Source organism: Pseudomonas pergaminensis (assembly GCF_024112395.2).
GTDB lineage: Bacteria > Pseudomonadota > Gammaproteobacteria > Pseudomonadales > Pseudomonadaceae > Aquipseudomonas > Aquipseudomonas pergaminensis.
The window spans coordinates 3,406,419-3,421,992 of the sequence record NZ_CP078013.2; the positions used below are offsets into that span (position 1 = coordinate 3,406,419).

Sequence of the window (15,574 nt, forward strand, 5' to 3'; positions counted from 1 at the left end):
TTCCTCTCAGCGACCGACCACGGCCTGCGCGCCGGCCGTGGTGAAGTCAAACACCTTGCCGCCCTGGGCATCCGCGAACTGCTGCGCCTGGCCCTTGAGCAGGAATGCACTCAACGTGCCTTGGCGATCACTGGCAAACCACGCCTGGTTGGCGAGCAGCTTGATGCCGCTGTCTTCGGCCTGGGCGTAGACGGCACGCACGTCCTTGCCGTCTTTTTTCAAACGGGCCAATGCACTGAACGCAGATTCGGCAGACGCGTAGTCACGCACCTTGGGCTCGCCTTTCACCCAGATTTGCGCCACGTGTTTCCAGTCGGTGATGGGCTTGCCGGTCAAGGCGTCGTTGGCCTTGAGCGGGGCCTGGGCGTAATTGCCCAGCTGCGCCTGATAGTCCAGGCCGGACGCCTTGAAGGCAGCGCGGATGTACTGGTCATCGATAAAGGTAGTGAGGTCGAGGCCACGGTCGGCTTTTTTCAGCAGCTTGAGGGTGTCGATGGCGGTGCCGACAGCCTGGCGGTATTCCGGCTTCCAGCTCAGGTCACGGGTTTGCACGCCAAGCGGGCCGTGGAACAGGTAGCTGACCTCGGCTTCGACGCCGGTGACTTTTTCGATCAGTTCGCTGTATTTCTCCGGTTCCGCCGCCAGCAACTGGTTGGCTTCGATAGTCGCACGCAGGTAGGCGGCGACCACTTCCGGGTACTGGCGGGCGTAGCTTTCATCCACCAGCGCGCCGTGGAAGGTCGGGGTGTTGGACTGCGAACCGTCATAGATCTTGCGGGCGAAACCCCGGTTGGGGAACAACTCGGCAAACGGCACGAAGTCGGCATGCGCCTCGATCTTGTTGGCTTGCAGCGCCGAACCCGCCACTTCGGGCGCCTGGGCGATGATGTTCACATCCGTGAGTGGGTCCCAGCCTTGCGCCGCGACCGCCCGCAACAGCATGCCGTGGGCGGTGGACGCGAACGGCACCGAAATGGTCTTGCCCTTCAGGTCGGCCAACGACTGGGCGCTGGACTCGGTCGGCACCACAATGCCATTGCCACTGCCTTTGATATTGCCCGACAGCACGCTGATAAACAGGCTGTGCTTGCCAGCGCCCTCAAACGCCACGCCGTTGAAGGCGCCGGGGAAGTCGGCCATGGCGCCGAAGTCGAGCTTGCCGGCCACCATTTCGTTGGTCAGCGGTGCGCCACTGGTGAAGTTTTTCCACTGGATATCATAGGTGGCGTCCTTGTACTTGCCGTCATGGGGCAAGTACTTGTCCAGCAGGCCCAGCTCGCGGATCAGCAAGCCGCCAGCGACGCAGTTGATGGTGGTGTCCTGGGTACCGATGGCGACCCGGATGGTCTGTGCCTGTACCGACAGGCTCAAGGAAGCCAGCACCAGGCCGGCCAAAGTTGCGCGCAAGAACATTGGGTGTTTCCCCTCGAATCATGGTTATAGGCATCGTCTCCGCCGCGATCTGGCGCGGTGGGAAACGAGGGGGGTACGGCGTTGGCGTCCGGTGTTGGCGGATGGCTTGGAGTCGACACGCTCAGCGCAGCAGGTACGGGATCTCGACCTTGACCGCGCCTGTGGGGCAATCCTTTTCACACGGCATGCAGTACCAGCATTCGTCGAACGCCATATACGCCTTCTGTGTTGCGGGATTGATCGCCAGCAGGTCCATCGGGCAGACGTCGACGCACACCGTGCAGCCTTTTTCGGCAATGCACTTGTCTTCGTCGATCGTCACCGGCGCGTTGGAGCGAAAAAATATTTCCTGGGGTTGGTAGGCCATTTCACGGTGTCCTTAGCACTTTGTGGTTGTGCTGATTGTTGTGGTGAGCGGGCTTCTGTGGTGAGTGGGCTTGCCCTGCTCACCACAGAAGCCCGCTCACCACAGGAAGCCCGTTCACCAGAGATTGAGCTTCAGGCCGCATCAGCCCCCACGCGCAGGCGGTCGTAGGCTTGCATTTCTTCGGCGTCCAACGGAATGACGTAGGGCTCCACGGGTTTCTTGAAGCTGACCATCTGGCCGTCATCGCCCTTTTTCAGGTGGCAATGGCAGAACCAGTCGGCGTCATTGCGCAGCGGGTGATCGACGCGATGGTGGTACAGGCCCCAGCGGCTCTCGGCGCGGAACAGCGAAGCGCGGGCGGCCATTTCAGCGCAGTCGCGGATCACGCTGGTTTCCATGGCGCGCATCAGTTCGTGGGGGTTGTGGGCTTTCATCTGGTCGAGGTCGCGCTGGATATCGCTGAAGCGCTGCAGGCCGATTTCCATCTTGCGGGTGACCTTGGGCGGCTGCAGATAATCGTTCACGAAACGCCGCAGCTTGTACTCGACCTGCGCCGGCGGCAGGCCGGTTTCGCGGTCCAGCGGCGCGTAGACGCGGGCCTGTTCTGCTGCGACTTGCTCGGTGTTTACCGCGCTGAATTCTTTCTCCACCACATACTGGGCGGCGTTGGTACCGGCAAACCAACCGTAGGTAAACGCGCCCAGCATGTAGTTATGCGGCACCGCCGCCATGTCGCCGGCCGAATACAGGCCTTTCACCGAGGTTTCGGCACGCTCGTTCACCCACACGCCGGAGGCCGAATGCCCGCTGCAAAAGCCGATCTCGGAGATGTGCATCTCGACCATGTCGCTGCGGTAATCGGTGCCCCGGTTGGCGTGGAACTGGCCACGGCTCGGGCGCTCGTTGCTGTGCAGGATGGTTTCGATGTTCTGGATGGTTTCCTCGGCCAGGTGGTCGAGCTTGAGAAACACCGGGCCATTGCCGCTTTCGAGTTCCTGATGGAACTCCCACATCATCTGGCCGCTCCAGTAGTCGCACTCGATAAAGCGCTCACCCTTGTTATTGGCGGTGTAGCCACCCAGCGGGCCCGTCACGTAGGCGCAGGCCGGGCCGTTGTAATCCTTGATCAACGGGTTGATCTGGAAGCACTCCAGGTTCGCCAGTTCGGCGCCCGCGTGGTAGGCCATGGCGTAGCCGTCGCCGGCATTGGTAGGGTTTTCATAGGTGCCCATCAGGTAGCCCGACGACGGCAAGCCCAGCCGGCCCGCCGCGCCGCAGCACAGAATCACAGCCTTGGCCTTGATCACCTGGAAGTCGGCGGTGCGGCAGTCAAAGCCCATCACGCCGTTGACCGCGCCTTCGCTGTCAGTCAGCAAGCGCGTGCACACCAAGCGGTTGGTGATAGTCACCCGGGCACGCTTGAGCTGGCGGTACAGCACTTTCTTGATGTCATGGCCCTCGGGCATCGGCAGCACGTAGGCGCCCATGTGGTGAACCTTTTTCACCGCGTAGTCGCCGGTCTCGTCCTTTTCGAACTTCACCCCCCAGCGGTCCAACTGCTCGATGGTCTCGTAACTGTGGGTGGCATAGGCGTACACCGCTGCCTGGTTGACGATGCCGTCGTTGGCGATGGTGATTTCCTTGGTGTATTGCTCAGGCGTCGAGTGACCGGGGATGATCGCGTTGTTCAGCCCGTCCATGCCCATGCTGATCGCACCGCTGCGCTTGACGTTGGCCTTGTCCACCAGCAACACACGCAGCGCCGGGTTGGCTTCCTTGGCCTTGATCGCCGCCATCGGCCCGGCTGTGCCGCCGCCGATCACTACGATGTCGTATTCCAGCTCCAGGGTTGTGCGGCTCACGGGCGGCTTCCTCGTTCACGGTCGATGCGCAGGCGATACTGGAAGGCGTCGCCACGGTAATACAGGTGTTCAAAGTCCACCGGCTGGCCGTCGGCGGTATGGGTCAAGCGCTCGATATGCATGATCGGCGAGCCCGGTTCCACGTTCAGCGCCTGGGTCAGGTCGCTGTCGGCCAGCACGGCGTCGATGGCCACATCCGCATGCCCCAAGTGCAGGCCGCAGTCGTTTTCCAGGATCAGGAAGATGTCGCGGGTGACCAGGTCAGCCTTTTCCAGGCGCTCGCCGAGGGGTTGCGGCAGGTAGGTGATTTCCAGCGACACCGGCTCTCGGTTGATCAGGCGCACCCGCTTGATCTGCGCAACCACGGTGCCCTCCTCCACGCCCAGGCGCTCGGCCACCTGCTTGTCGGCCGGCACGAAACGAAAACTGCGCAAGCGGTTGATCACTTCATAACCGCGCTCGGTCATCGACTCGGCCAACCCCTGCAAGGTGCTGACGTTCTGGTAGGCCTTGGGCTTGGACACAAACGTGCCTTTGCCATGAATCTTGTAGATCAAGCCCTCTTTCTGCAGGTCGCCCAATGCCTGCCGCACGGTGATGCGGCTGACTTTGAAGCGCACGCCCAACTCGCTTTCTGAGGGCATTTGAGTGTTGGGCGCGTATTCGCCGTCGAGAATGCGACTGCGCAACAGGTCGCGCAGTTGGGCATGCAGGGGAATGCTGGACAGTGGAGAGAGGCTGGAATCGTTCATCAAGGTCACTTGTCATAACGAGTTATGACGTGATCTTAAGAAGTCTAATGGCGGCGGTGGAAATACCGTTTATGCATAAGCTTAAAGCCAACCACTCGTCGGGCTTCAGCGGCATCCGTTACAACTATCGCCCGGCATGTAACTACTAACCCCATAGCCCCTTTGCACTGCTATGGAGATTGATATGACTGACTATCCTCGCCCGCCCTTCGCCCCTCAAGCCCAAGCTGTTCCAGGTGCGCAGAAAAAAATGGACCCGTACCCCGACTGCGGCGAGAAAAGCTACAAGGGCTCCGGCCGACTCGCCAACAAGATCGCGCTGATCACCGGTGCCGACAGCGGCATCGGGCGCGCGGTGGCTATCGCCTTTGCCCGTGAAGGCGCCGACGTGGCCATCGCTTATCTGGACGAGCATGAAGACGCCCAGGAAACCGCACGCTGGGTCGAAGAGGCCGGTCGCCAATGCCTGTTGCTGCCCGGTGACATTGCGCAGAAAAGCGTGTGCCAGTCGTTGGTGGATAAAACCGTCGAGCAGTTCGGTCGCATCGACGTGCTGGTGAACAACGCCGCGTTCCAGATGACCCACGAGTCCCTTGAGGACATCGAGGACGAGGAATGGGTGAAGACCTTCGATATCAACATCACGGCGATGTTTCGTATCTGCAAAGCGGCCTTGCCACATATGAAGGCCGGCAGTTCGATCATCAACACCAGCTCGGTCAACTCCGACATGCCCAAGCCGACGCTGCTGGCCTATGCCGCCACCAAGGGTGCGATCGCCAACTTCACCGGTGGCTTGGCGCAGTTGCTCGGTAGCAAAGGGATTCGGGTCAACAGTGTGGCACCGGGGCCGATCTGGACGCCGCTGATTGTGGCAACCATGCCGGATGAGGATGTGCAGAGCTTCGGCAGCGAAACCCCGCTGGGGCGTCCGGGCCAACCGGTGGAAGTGGCGCCGATCTATGTGCTGTTGGCCTCGGATGAAGCCAGCTACATCTCGGGTTCGCGATATGCGGTGACTGGCGGCAAGCCGATCCTCTAATCCTTGCCCCCCCCTGTGGGAGCAGACTTGCCTGTAAAGGCGGCTGCCCAACTGCAAGTGCGCGATCCAAATGTGGGAGCTGGCTTGCCGGCGATTGCATCACCTCGGTACAACTGAGCTACCGAGGTCGCTGCATCGCGGGCAAGCCCGGCTCTCACAGGGATTGTGTTGGCCAATCCTACAGATCGAACCGATCCACCGCCCGGCGCCGCTCATTGTCGTCGCGCACGTCATAGCTGGCGGTGGTCTGGATATTGGTGTGATGTGCCAGTTTTTGCGCGATCGACAGGTCATGCTCCTCGATCACCCGCGTGATAAACGAACGGCGAAAGTCATGGGGCATGATCTTCACGCCCACCTGCTCACCGCGCTGGCGGGCGATGTAGTAGATCGCATGCTTGGTGATGCGCTCGCGGGTGATGTGGCTGCCGCGGCGGATGCGGTTGAACAGGAAGCTGTCATCCACCTCGCCTTCCTTGAGTTGCGCGCGCCGAAACGCCAGCCACGCCTGCAGCTTGGCGAACGCCCAGTCCGGCGCGTATTTGATCAGCTCCTTGTTGCCCTTGCCGATCACCCGCAAGCTGCGCTCTTCGAAATTGATCTGCGCCAGGTCGAGGTTGACCGACTCCGACTTGCGCATGCCCGAGCCGTAGAGAATGCCGATCACCGCCGCGTCCCGCAGGCCCTGGGGCCGTGGGTCAGCGGCGCAGACTTCCATCATTTCGCGGATCAAGCTGCGTCGCAGGTTGCGGCCCTGGCCCAAGCGGGTGCCCGGCGCAGCCTTGACGGTGCGCATGCGCAACAGGTGTTCCTGGCTGATCAGGTTCAGGCGCCAGGCTTCGTTCATCACCCCACGCACCGCATTCACGTACAGCGAAGAGGTGTTCGGCGCATAGCCGTCCTCGCGCAAGGCGGCGACCAGGGCGATCACGTGTTCGGGTTGCAGCAGGTGCCAGTCGATGTCTTCGAGGTTGATATCTTCAAAGCCCAGGCGGTCGGCCGCATCTTGCAGCACGTAGCGCATGGTCAGCTGGCTGGAGGGCGCCAGGCGGGTGAGGTACAGGGTCAGCGGGTTGCGGATAGACTCAGTCAAGGTAGATCAGCCTTTGGATTAAATAACTCGAACAAGCCTTTGTTTAATCGAGCTATTTAGTGAATTGGCGAAGGCCGAGTCTACCCCAGGACCGGCCCTCGCACAAAATCATGGGGCCGTGTCGTCTTCATCGGTGGGCTCTTGTGGCTGGACCTGGGTCTGGCTCCACTCGCTGTCCTGCTTCTGCATCAGCGCGAACCAGTGCTGGCGCATGAACGTCAGGTACGCGTCCGGCGCCTTCGCAAAGTCCTTCTCGTCCCCATAACAGCCTGGCAGCGGCAACTCGGTACCCTGTTCCTTGTACTGGCTGACCAGCGCCTGTTGGCCGGCCACGCTGCAATCCTTGGGCAGCGGCATGCCGCGCAAGGCGCCGGCCTCTTCGTCCCACCAGGCCGCGCCGAACCGGTCGACCCCGCGCAGGCGGTACTTCTGCGATTTGCCGACATGCATGATCAGCTTGAATTCATTAGGGCTGACATCGCTGGTGCAGGTCCGCGAATAGCCCACGGTAGCCTGGGTGATGCCATCGCCGGCGAGGTCAGTGACCTTGGTCGCAGCCCTGTCAAAACGCAGCGCGGCGTCGAATTCGCAATGCTGCACGTCGTCGTAGAGCATCCACACGCGTTTGGGGCGGTTGCCGTCGATCAGGTATTGCGCCGCATACACGAATGCCGATTGGGTGCCGTCGTCGTCGCGTTCGCTGACTTGCTCGGCGAGCACCAGCAGGTTCTTGCCTTGCTTGTCGTCCCAGGTGTAGGCCGCGATCTGCTTGCCGCGCACTTCCACACCGTCCGGCACTTGGTCGATGCTGGTCAGCGCCACGCCGTCATCGGCCTGGGCCGTGGTGACACACGCCACGCTCATCAACAACCCCATCAACGATCCCATCAAAGCAGGCCGCAACTGGCCGCGTAAAAGCTGCACGCTATTCATCCGATCACCCTGGCAAGAGACGGCTTACTTTACCGGCACTTGGGGCGCATTGCAGAGAAGATTCTTCACTAAAATTCGATGGCTCGGCGCGTACGCCCAAGTTGAACCAAATGCCCGGCAGACCGTTCCTATTTCGCTGGCCAACTAAAGTTCGCAGCCCGTTAGTTGCCTAGCTGAACCCTAGCTGTCTACCTGTCAAATAAACGAGTTTTTCATCTGCCTTTCATATCGGTTCCACATTTTTGCGCTTAATCTTGAACACAGCACTTCATAGCAAACCGCGCTATATCGTCTAACCTCTTGATTACGCTTCATCTTTGTCGCCGTTCTTTAACCTGCGGCCTGGACTTTTGCCCAATGATTGCTGCTGTTGCCACGCTCCAAGTTGCTCTAACCCCGAGGTCATGAATCTTTGAAACCCTACCCTATTCATTGTGTGTCGATCGTCATCCCGGTCTACAACGAACAAGAGAGCCTGCCTGAATTGCTGCGTCGTACGACGGCAGCCTGCAAGCAACTGGCCTACGAATACGAAATCATCCTGGTGGATGACGGTAGCCGCGACAATTCGGCCCAATTGCTGGAAGACGCCGCCGCTGAAGAAGGCAGCAACGTGGTGGCGGTGATCCTCAACCGCAACTATGGCCAGCATGCGGCGATCATGGCCGGTTTCGAACAGTGCCGTGGCGAAGTGGTGATCACCCTTGATGCCGACCTGCAGAACCCGCCGGAAGAAATCCCGCGCCTGGTCGAGCAAGCTGCCCTGGGCTACGACGTGGTTGCCACCGTGCGCAACAATCGCCAGGACTCGGCCTTTCGCCGCTGGCCTTCGCGCCTGATCAACCTCGCCGTGCAACGCTCCACCGGCGTGGCCATGACCGACTACGGCTGCATGCTGCGCGCCTACCGCCGCACCATCGTCGACGCGATGCTCGCCTGCCGCGAACGCAGCACCTTTATCCCGATCCTGGCCAATGGCTTCGCCCGTCACACCACCGAGATCCTGGTGCACCACGCCGAGCGTGAACACGGCGAATCCAAATACAGCGCCATGCGCCTGATCAGCCTGATGTTCGACCTGCTGACCTGCATGACCACCACCCCGCTGCGCCTGCTGTCCATCGTCGGTTTCAGCCTGGCGGCGCTGGGCATGCTGTTCGCCCTGGCGTTGATCGTCATGCGCCTGGCCTTTGGTGCCGACTGGGCGGGCGATGGCTTGTTCGTGCTGTTCGCGGTGCTGTTCGTGTTCACCGGTGGCCAGTTCATCGGCATGGGGCTGCTGGGGGAATACCTTGGCCGCATGTACAGCGACGTGCGTGCCCGCCCGCGCTTCTTTATCGAAAAAGTGCTGCGCAACCAACCGGCAGCACCGGCTCCCGTGGTCGTTGTCGACGGCCTGGTGTCCTCCCATACCTCTACTTCTGCTGATCAGGTCTAAACATGAGTTCAAAAGCTGTTGTATTCGCGTATCACGATATTGGTTGTGCAGGCATCGAAGCGCTGCTCAATACCGGTTACGAAATTGCTGCTGTATTCACCCATGCCGATGACCCGAAGGAAAACAACTTCTACGGTTCCGTGGCCCAACTGTGCGCGCGCAACGGTATTGCGGTACACGCCCCGGAAGACGCCAACCACCCGCTGTGGATCGAGCGCATCGCCAAGCTGAGCCCGGACTACATTTTCTCGTTCTACTACCGCAACCTGCTGAGCGAGCCACTGCTGGCCACCGCGCGCAAAGGCGCGTTCAACCTGCATGGCTCGTTGCTGCCTAAATACCGTGGTCGCGCACCGGCCAACTGGGTACTGGTCAACGGCGAAACCGAAACCGGCGTGACCCTGCACCGCATGGTCAAGCGCGCGGATGCCGGCGCGATCCTGGCCCAACAGAAAGTCATCATCGAACGCAGCGACACCGGCCTGACCCTGCACGCCAAACTGCGCGACGCCGCCAGCAACCTGCTGCGCGATGCCCTGCCGCAATTGGCCCAAGGCAAACTGGCGGAAACTGCCCAAGACGAAAGCCAGGCCACCTACTTCGGGCGCCGCACCGCTGCCGACGGCAAGCTGGAGTGGAAGAAACCCGCTGAAGAACTGTTCAACCTGGTGCGCGCCGTGACCCAACCCTACCCGGGTGCCTTCTGCGCCGTGGGCGAGCACAAGCTGATCGTGTGGCAAGCCGAAGTGGTCAAGGGCAACGAAGGCCTGGCGCCGGGCCGTGTGATCAGCGTCAACCCGCTGCGCATCGCCTGCGGTGAAGACTCCCTGGTGATCAAGTCTGGCCAGCGCAACGACAACGGCCTGTACCTGGCCGGCCCGTCCCTGGCCAACGAGCTGGGCCTGGTCGACGGTTCCGTGCTGCGCGGCGCCGAGTCCGGGCGCAAGCCACGCCGTACCCGCGTGCTGATCCTCGGCGTGAACGGCTTTATCGGTAACCACCTGTCCGAACGCCTGCTGCGTGACGACCGCTACGAAGTCTACGGCCTGGACATCGGCTCCGACGCCATCGAGCGCCTGCGCAGCCACCCCAACTTCCATTACGTGGAAGGCGACATCAGCATCCACACCGAGTGGATCGAATACCACATCAAGAAGTGCGACGTGGTCCTGCCGCTGGTGGCCATTGCCACGCCGATCGAATACACCCGTAACCCGCTGCGCGTGTTCGAGCTGGACTTCGAGGAAAACCTCAAGCTGGTGCGCTACTGCGTCAAGTACAACAAGCGCGTGATCTTCCCGTCGACCTCCGAGGTCTATGGCATGTGCCAGGACCAGTACTTCGACGAAGACACCTCCAACCTGGTCGTCGGCCCGGTCAACAAGCAGCGTTGGATCTACTCCGTCTCCAAGCAACTGCTGGACCGCGTGATCTGGGCCTACGGCGCCAAGGGCCTGAACTTCACCCTGTTCCGTCCGTTCAACTGGATGGGCCCGCGCCTGGACCGCCTGGACTCGGCACGTATCGGCAGTTCCCGCGCCATCACCCAGCTGATCCTGAACCTGGTGGAAGGCACGCCGATCCGCCTGTTCGACGGCGGCGAGCAGAAGCGTTGCTTCACTGACATCGCCGACGGCATCGAAGCCCTGGCGCGCATCATTGATAACGACAATGACGCGTGCAACGGCCAGATCATCAACATCGGCAACCCGGAAAACGAAGCCAGCATCCGCCAGTTGGGCGAAGAGCTGCTGCGTCAGTTCGAAGCGCATCCGCTGCGCGGCAACTTCCCGCCATTCGCCGGTTTCCGCGACGTGGAAAGCAAGGCGTTCTACGGCACCGGTTACCAGGACGTGGCGCACCGCAAGCCAAGCATTGAAAACGCCAAGCGCCTGCTGAACTGGGAGCCGACCGTGGAAATGAGCGAAACCATCGGCAATACGCTCGACTTCTTCCTGCGCGAAGCCATGCTTGAAATAGCGGATAAGAAGTAATGCAGGCAGGTCTTCGCATCGACGTCGATACCTACCGCGGCACCCGTGAAGGTGTGCCACGGTTGCTCGATTCTCTGGATGAAGCAGGGGTGAAGGCGACGTTCTTCTTCAGCGTCGGGCCGGACAACATGGGGCGCCACTTGTGGCGCCTGATCCGCCCGCAGTTCCTGTGGAAGATGCTGCGTTCCAACGCTGTGGGCCTGTATGGCCTGGATATCCTGCTGGCGGGCACCGCCTGGCCGGGCAAGCCGATCGGCCGCGACCTGGGGCACTTGATGCGCCAGGCCAAGGCGGCCGGGCATGAAGTCGGCCTGCACGCCTGGGATCACCATGGCTGGCAAGCCAACACCGGGCGTTGGAGCGAAGCGCAGCTGGTCGAGCAGATTCGACGCGGCGTGGAGACCCTGAGCGACATCCTTGGCGAACGTATCGACTGTTCAGCGGCCGCCGGTTGGCGCGCCGATGAACGCGTGGTGCACGCCAAGCAAGGCTTCAATTTTCGCTACAACAGCGATTGCCGGGGCACCAGCCTGTTTCGTCCAACCCTGGCCGATGGCAGCGCGGGCACCCCACAGATTCCGGTGGACCTGCCGACCTTCGACGAAGTCGTCGGGCCGGTGGTGGCTGCCAAAGACTTCAATGGTTTCATCCTCGACCGCTTTGGCGCGTCGAAACTCAACGTCTACACGATCCACGCAGAAGTAGAAGGGATTCTGATGGCCAATGATTTTCGCCAGTTGCTTGCCCAGGCGGGGCAGCGCGGCATTGACTTCAAACCCATGGGCGAGTTGTTGCCCGCCGACCTGACCACCCTGCCCCAGCAACACCTGGTGCGCGGCGCCTTGCCTGGGCGTGAGGGTTGGCTCGGAGTGCAACAGGCATGATCCGCCGTTGGGCCTTGCCCCTGCTCCTGTTGGCGTTTGGCGTGTTCTACCTGCTGCCGTTGGCTACCCACGGCCTGTGGATCCCGGATGAAACCCGTTACGCGCAGATCAGCCAGGAAATGCTGCTGACCGGCAAGTGGGCGTCGCCGCACTTCATGGGCATCCGCTACTTTGAGAAACCCGCAGCGGGCTACTGGATGATCGCGCTGGGGCAGGCGATCTTCGGGCAGAACCTGTTCGGTGTGCGGTTTGCGTCGGCGTTGAGCACCGGTCTGAGCATCCTGTTGGTGTACCTGGTGTCGCGCCGGCTCTGGAATGACCCGCAGAAAAGCCTGATCAGCACCGTGCTGTACATGAGCTTTGTCAGCGTCGCGGCCCTGGGTGGCTATGCCAACCTCGACCCGCAATTCACTTTCTGGGTCAACCTGACCGGCGTGGCCCTGTGGTTTTGCTTTGACAGCACCACCCGTAATGGACGGCTCGGCGCCTGGGCGCTGTTGGGGTTTGCTTGCGGCATGGGCTTCATGACCAAGGGGTTCCTGGCCTGGCTGCTCCCGGTGTTGATCGCCCTGCCCTACGCCATTTGGCAAAAGCGCTTTCGTGAATTACTCGGTTACGGCGTCGTCGCGGTGGTCGTGGCAATCGTCGTGAGCTTGCCATGGGCGCTGGCTGTGCACCTGCAAGAGCCCGACTACTGGAACTTCTTCTTCTGGCACGAGCACATTCAGCGCTTTGCCGGCGACGATGCCCAGCACGCCGAGCCGTTCTGGTATTACCTGCCGCTGCTGGTCGCGTTCTGCCTGCCGTGGGTGGCGCTGTTGCCGTCCACCTTCAAACAGGCCTGGCAGGACAAACGCGGTGCAAAAATCGGCTTTGTGTTGCTGTGGCTGCTGATGCCCCTGGCGTTTTTCAGCCTGGCCAAGGGCAAGCTGCCCTCCTACATCATGCCGTGCCTGTTGCCGCTGGCCTTGCTGATGGGCCATACCCTGGCCGACAAACTGGCCCAGGGCCGCTACCGCGCATTGCGTATCAACGGCTGGCTGAACCTGGTCATTGGCGTGGTGGTGCTGCTGGCGCTGAGCTGGTTCCAGCTGAAGAAGCCGGTGTATGAACATGGGCAGGAAACCTTCAGCCTGGTGCTGGTGTTCACCTTTCTGTTCGGCTGGATCCTGGTCAACCTGCTGCAAGCTGCCCAGCCGTTGCGCCTATGGGCGGCGCCGATCCTCGGCAGTTGGCTGATGGTCGCGTTGCTGCCGGCCGCCTTGCCGCACTCGGTGGTGTACAACAAGACGCCTGACGCATTCATCATCGACCACCTCCCCGAATTGCAACCCGCGACCGCCCTGCTCAGCAATGACCTGGGCGCGGCGTCGGCGCTGTCGTGGCGCCTGGCGCGGCCGGACGTGACGCTCTACAACACCGTCGGTGAAGTCAAATACGGCCTGGCCTACCCGGACGCCGGCCATCACAAGGTGGACACCACTCAGGTCCAGCAGTGGATGAGCGAAGCGCGTAAAAACGGTGCGGTCGGCGTGGTGATGCGGGTCAAAGGCGACGATGAAATCGCCGAAGTGGCGCTGCTGCCCACCGATGGCAAGCGCTATGAGCAAGGCAATATCGTGATCCTGATCTTCCCGCAGGTGACGCCTTGATCACCCTGCTGCTGTTATTGGCCGCGTGCCTGCTGACCTGCATGGGCCAGGTGTCGCAGAAGTTCGCCGTGGAACGCTGGCGTGACCTGCCGGATGGCTGGGCGTTGAAACTGCGCTCGCCGTGGTTGTGGTCGGCGCTGGTGTGCCTGGGTCTGGGCTTGCTGGTGTGGCTACTGGTGCTGCAGCGCCTGGAGGTGGGCATTGCCTACCCCATGCTCAGCCTGAATTTCGTGCTGGTCACGCTGGTGGCGCGGTTTGTCTTTCATGAGCCCGTCGACGGCCGTCATTGGCTGGGGGTGGCGCTGGTGATCGGCGGTGTCGTGCTGTTGGGGCGCCACGTATGAGCCGGGTGCAAGGCTTTGCCCTGGCCCTGGGCAGCGTCGGCCTGGTGAGTGCCGCCCAACTGGGCATGCGCTGGAGCATGACGCGCCTGCCGCTGCCCAGTGACTGGCTGGAGGCGCTGAACCACAACAGCATCGACCTGAGCGCGCTCGGCATGGTGGCCCTGGCGATCCTGGCCTACGCGCTGTCGATGCTCTGCTGGCTCGGTGCACTCAAGCACCTGCCACTGGGCCGTGCCTATTCGCTGTTGAGCATCAGCTACGCCTTGGTGTACCTGCTGGCGGCCAGCCTGCCGGTGTTCAACGAAGCTTTTTCCGTTTCAAAAACCCTCGGGGTGGCTTTGGTCATCCTCGGTGTGCTGGTTATCAACTCTCGTCGTGCTAGCGCTACAAGTCCCAGGAATGTCCCATGAAAATCAGTGTATTTGGTAGTGGTTACGTCGGTCTGGTACAGGCCACCGTATTAGCCGAAGTCGGTCACGATGTGATCTGCATGGACGTCGATCAGAACAAGGTCAAGCTGCTGCAGCAAGGCCATGTGAGCATTTTCGAGCCGGGGCTGGCGGCCATGGTGAAGGAGAACCTGGAGAGCGGGCGCCTGCACTTCACCTTTGATGAGAAACTGGCCGTTGAACACGGCGAAGTGCTGTTTATCGCCGTGGGCACGCCTTCGGATGAAGACGGTTCGGCGGACCTGAAGTACGTGCTGTCGGTGGGCGATGCCGTCGCCCGTCACCGCAAGGAGCCGGTGATCCTGGTGGAGAAGTCCACCGTGCCCGTCGGCACCGGCGACACCCTGCGCGCCCATATCGAAAAAGCCCTGCACCTGGCGGGCCGGCACCTGGAGTTCGATATCGTCTCCAACCCGGAATTCCTCAAGGAAGGCTCGGCCGTGGCCGATTGCCGCCGCCCGGACCGCATTATCATCGGCTGCGAGCGCGAAGAAGTGCGCGATGTGATGCGCGACCTGTACGCGCCGTTCAACCGCAACCATGACCGCATCATCTTCATGGACCTGCGCAGCGCCGAGCTGACCAAATACGCCGCCAACTGCATGCTGGCGACCAAGATCAGCTTTATCAACCAGATCGCCGAGTTGGCCGAGCACCTGGGGGCGGACATCGAAGCCGTACGCCTGGGCATCGGTGCCGACTCGCGCATCGGTTACCACTTTATCTACCCTGGCTGCGGCTATGGCGGTTCGTGCTTCCCCAAGGACATGCGCGCCCTGATCCACAGCGCCAAGCAGGCCAACTGCTCCAGCGACTTGCTTGAAGCGGTGGAAGCCATCAACCAGCGCCAGAAGAGCAAACTGTTCGAACGCATCAATGCGTTCTTCAAGGGCAACCTGCGCGGCAAAACCTTTGCTTTGTGGGGCCTGGCGTTCAAGCCCAACACCGACGACATGCGCGATGCACCCAGCCGTGTGCTGATGGAGGCCTTGTGGGCCGCCGGCGCCAATGTGCGCGCCTTCGACCCGGAAGCCATGCAGGAAACCCAGCGTATCTATGGCGATGATCCACGGCTGATGCTGATGGGCACGCCGGAATCCACCCTGGGTGGCGCCGATGCACTGATCGTCTGCACCGAATGGCAACAGTTCAAGGCGCCAGACTTCGACCTGATCCACCAGCGCCTGAAAACCCCAGTGATCTTCGATGGCCGTAACCTCTACGACGGTGAACGCCTGGCGCGCAAAGGCTTCCAGTACTACCCGATCGGGCGTGGCGACTCCTGCCAGTTGCCGATTCCCCAGCAGCAGTGGGTGGCTCAAGAGGCAAAACAGGCCGTGGAAGCCTGAGA

General features: G+C 61.5%; 14 protein-coding genes. 8 read left to right on the plus strand and 6 right to left on the minus strand.

The window, feature by feature from the left end; genetic code table 11:
• Window positions 1–6 precede the first annotated feature (6 nt).
• The 4 genes from KUA23_RS15335 to KUA23_RS15350 all read right to left on the minus strand — a co-directional run bounded on the left by KUA23_RS15335 (window position 7) and on the right by KUA23_RS15350 (window position 4,394).
• Window positions 7–1,413, minus strand: a complete 1,407-nt coding sequence (locus KUA23_RS15335; RefSeq protein ID WP_252992331.1) for an ABC transporter substrate-binding protein — start codon at window positions 1,411–1,413, stop codon at window positions 7–9.
• A 121-nt stretch (window positions 1,414–1,534) separates the two neighbouring features.
• The gene (locus KUA23_RS15340; protein WP_028616162.1) at window positions 1,535–1,780 is read right to left on the minus strand and encodes a 4Fe-4S dicluster domain-containing protein; all 246 of its coding nucleotides are present in this window, start codon (window positions 1,778–1,780) and stop codon (window positions 1,535–1,537) included.
• Window positions 1,781–1,911: 131 nt separating this feature from the next.
• Complete coding sequence (locus tag KUA23_RS15345) at window positions 1,912–3,642, minus strand: fumarate reductase/succinate dehydrogenase flavoprotein subunit (RefSeq protein WP_214497004.1); 1,731 nt, start codon at window positions 3,640–3,642, stop codon at window positions 1,912–1,914.
• Complete coding sequence (locus tag KUA23_RS15350) at window positions 3,639–4,394, minus strand: GntR family transcriptional regulator (protein WP_078048480.1); 756 nt, start codon at window positions 4,392–4,394, stop codon at window positions 3,639–3,641. Before KUA23_RS15350 ends, KUA23_RS15345 begins: the two co-directional genes overlap by 4 nt.
• 184 nt (window positions 4,395–4,578) lie before the next feature.
• Here KUA23_RS15350 and KUA23_RS15355 point away from each other — a divergent pair, with 184 nt between their 5' ends.
• Window positions 4,579–5,436, plus strand: a complete 858-nt coding sequence (locus KUA23_RS15355) for an SDR family oxidoreductase (protein ID WP_078048481.1) — start codon at window positions 4,579–4,581, stop codon at window positions 5,434–5,436.
• Between the two features lie 178 nt (window positions 5,437–5,614).
• Here KUA23_RS15355 and KUA23_RS15360 read toward each other — a convergent pair whose 3' ends face one another.
• Both KUA23_RS15360 and KUA23_RS15365 read right to left on the minus strand, forming a co-directional pair.
• The gene (locus KUA23_RS15360; protein WP_252992332.1) at window positions 5,615–6,529 is read right to left on the minus strand and encodes a site-specific integrase; all 915 of its coding nucleotides are present in this window, start codon (window positions 6,527–6,529) and stop codon (window positions 5,615–5,617) included.
• 108 nt (window positions 6,530–6,637) lie between these two features.
• Window positions 6,638–7,462, minus strand: a complete 825-nt coding sequence (locus KUA23_RS15365) for a M949_RS01915 family surface polysaccharide biosynthesis protein (protein ID WP_100490636.1) — start codon at window positions 7,460–7,462, stop codon at window positions 6,638–6,640.
• A 412-nt stretch (window positions 7,463–7,874) separates the two neighbouring features.
• Here KUA23_RS15365 and arnC point away from each other — a divergent pair, with 412 nt between their 5' ends.
• Genes arnC through KUA23_RS15400 form a run of 7 tightly spaced genes read left to right on the plus strand, consistent with a single transcriptional unit; the run spans window position 7,875 to window position 15,572 of the window.
• The gene (arnC, locus tag KUA23_RS15370; RefSeq protein WP_252992333.1) at window positions 7,875–8,900 is read left to right on the plus strand and encodes an undecaprenyl-phosphate 4-deoxy-4-formamido-L-arabinose transferase; all 1,026 of its coding nucleotides are present in this window, start codon (window positions 7,875–7,877) and stop codon (window positions 8,898–8,900) included.
• A 2-nt stretch (window positions 8,901–8,902) separates the two neighbouring features.
• A complete protein-coding gene (arnA, locus tag KUA23_RS15375) occupies window positions 8,903–10,894 on the plus strand; it encodes a bifunctional UDP-4-amino-4-deoxy-L-arabinose formyltransferase/UDP-glucuronic acid oxidase ArnA (protein WP_252992334.1) in 1,992 nt (663 codons plus the stop codon).
• Complete coding sequence (gene arnD, locus KUA23_RS15380) at window positions 10,894–11,778, plus strand: 4-deoxy-4-formamido-L-arabinose-phosphoundecaprenol deformylase (RefSeq protein ID WP_252992335.1); 885 nt, start codon at window positions 10,894–10,896, stop codon at window positions 11,776–11,778. Before arnA ends, arnD begins: the two co-directional genes overlap by 1 nt.
• Window positions 11,775–13,430 carry a lipid IV(A) 4-amino-4-deoxy-L-arabinosyltransferase gene (gene arnT, locus KUA23_RS15385; protein ID WP_252992336.1) on the plus strand — a complete coding sequence of 552 codons (1,656 nt, stop codon included), beginning with the start codon at window positions 11,775–11,777 and terminating at the stop codon, window positions 13,428–13,430. Before arnD ends, arnT begins: the two co-directional genes overlap by 4 nt.
• Window positions 13,427–13,774 (plus strand): 4-amino-4-deoxy-L-arabinose-phosphoundecaprenol flippase subunit ArnE, encoded by a 348-nt coding sequence (gene arnE, locus KUA23_RS15390; RefSeq protein ID WP_078048487.1) that lies wholly within the window; start codon window positions 13,427–13,429, stop codon window positions 13,772–13,774. Before arnT ends, arnE begins: the two co-directional genes overlap by 4 nt.
• Window positions 13,771–14,184: a 4-amino-4-deoxy-L-arabinose-phosphoundecaprenol flippase subunit ArnF gene (gene arnF, locus KUA23_RS15395; protein WP_252992337.1), complete on the plus strand. Its 414-nt coding sequence runs from the start codon at window positions 13,771–13,773 to the stop codon at window positions 14,182–14,184. The genes arnE and arnF overlap by 4 nt, the downstream gene beginning before the upstream one ends.
• Entirely contained in the window at window positions 14,181–15,572 is a 1,392-nt protein-coding gene (locus tag KUA23_RS15400) for a UDP-glucose dehydrogenase family protein (RefSeq protein WP_078048489.1), read from the plus strand. The genes arnF and KUA23_RS15400 overlap by 4 nt, the downstream gene beginning before the upstream one ends.
• Window positions 15,573–15,574 lie beyond the last annotated feature (2 nt).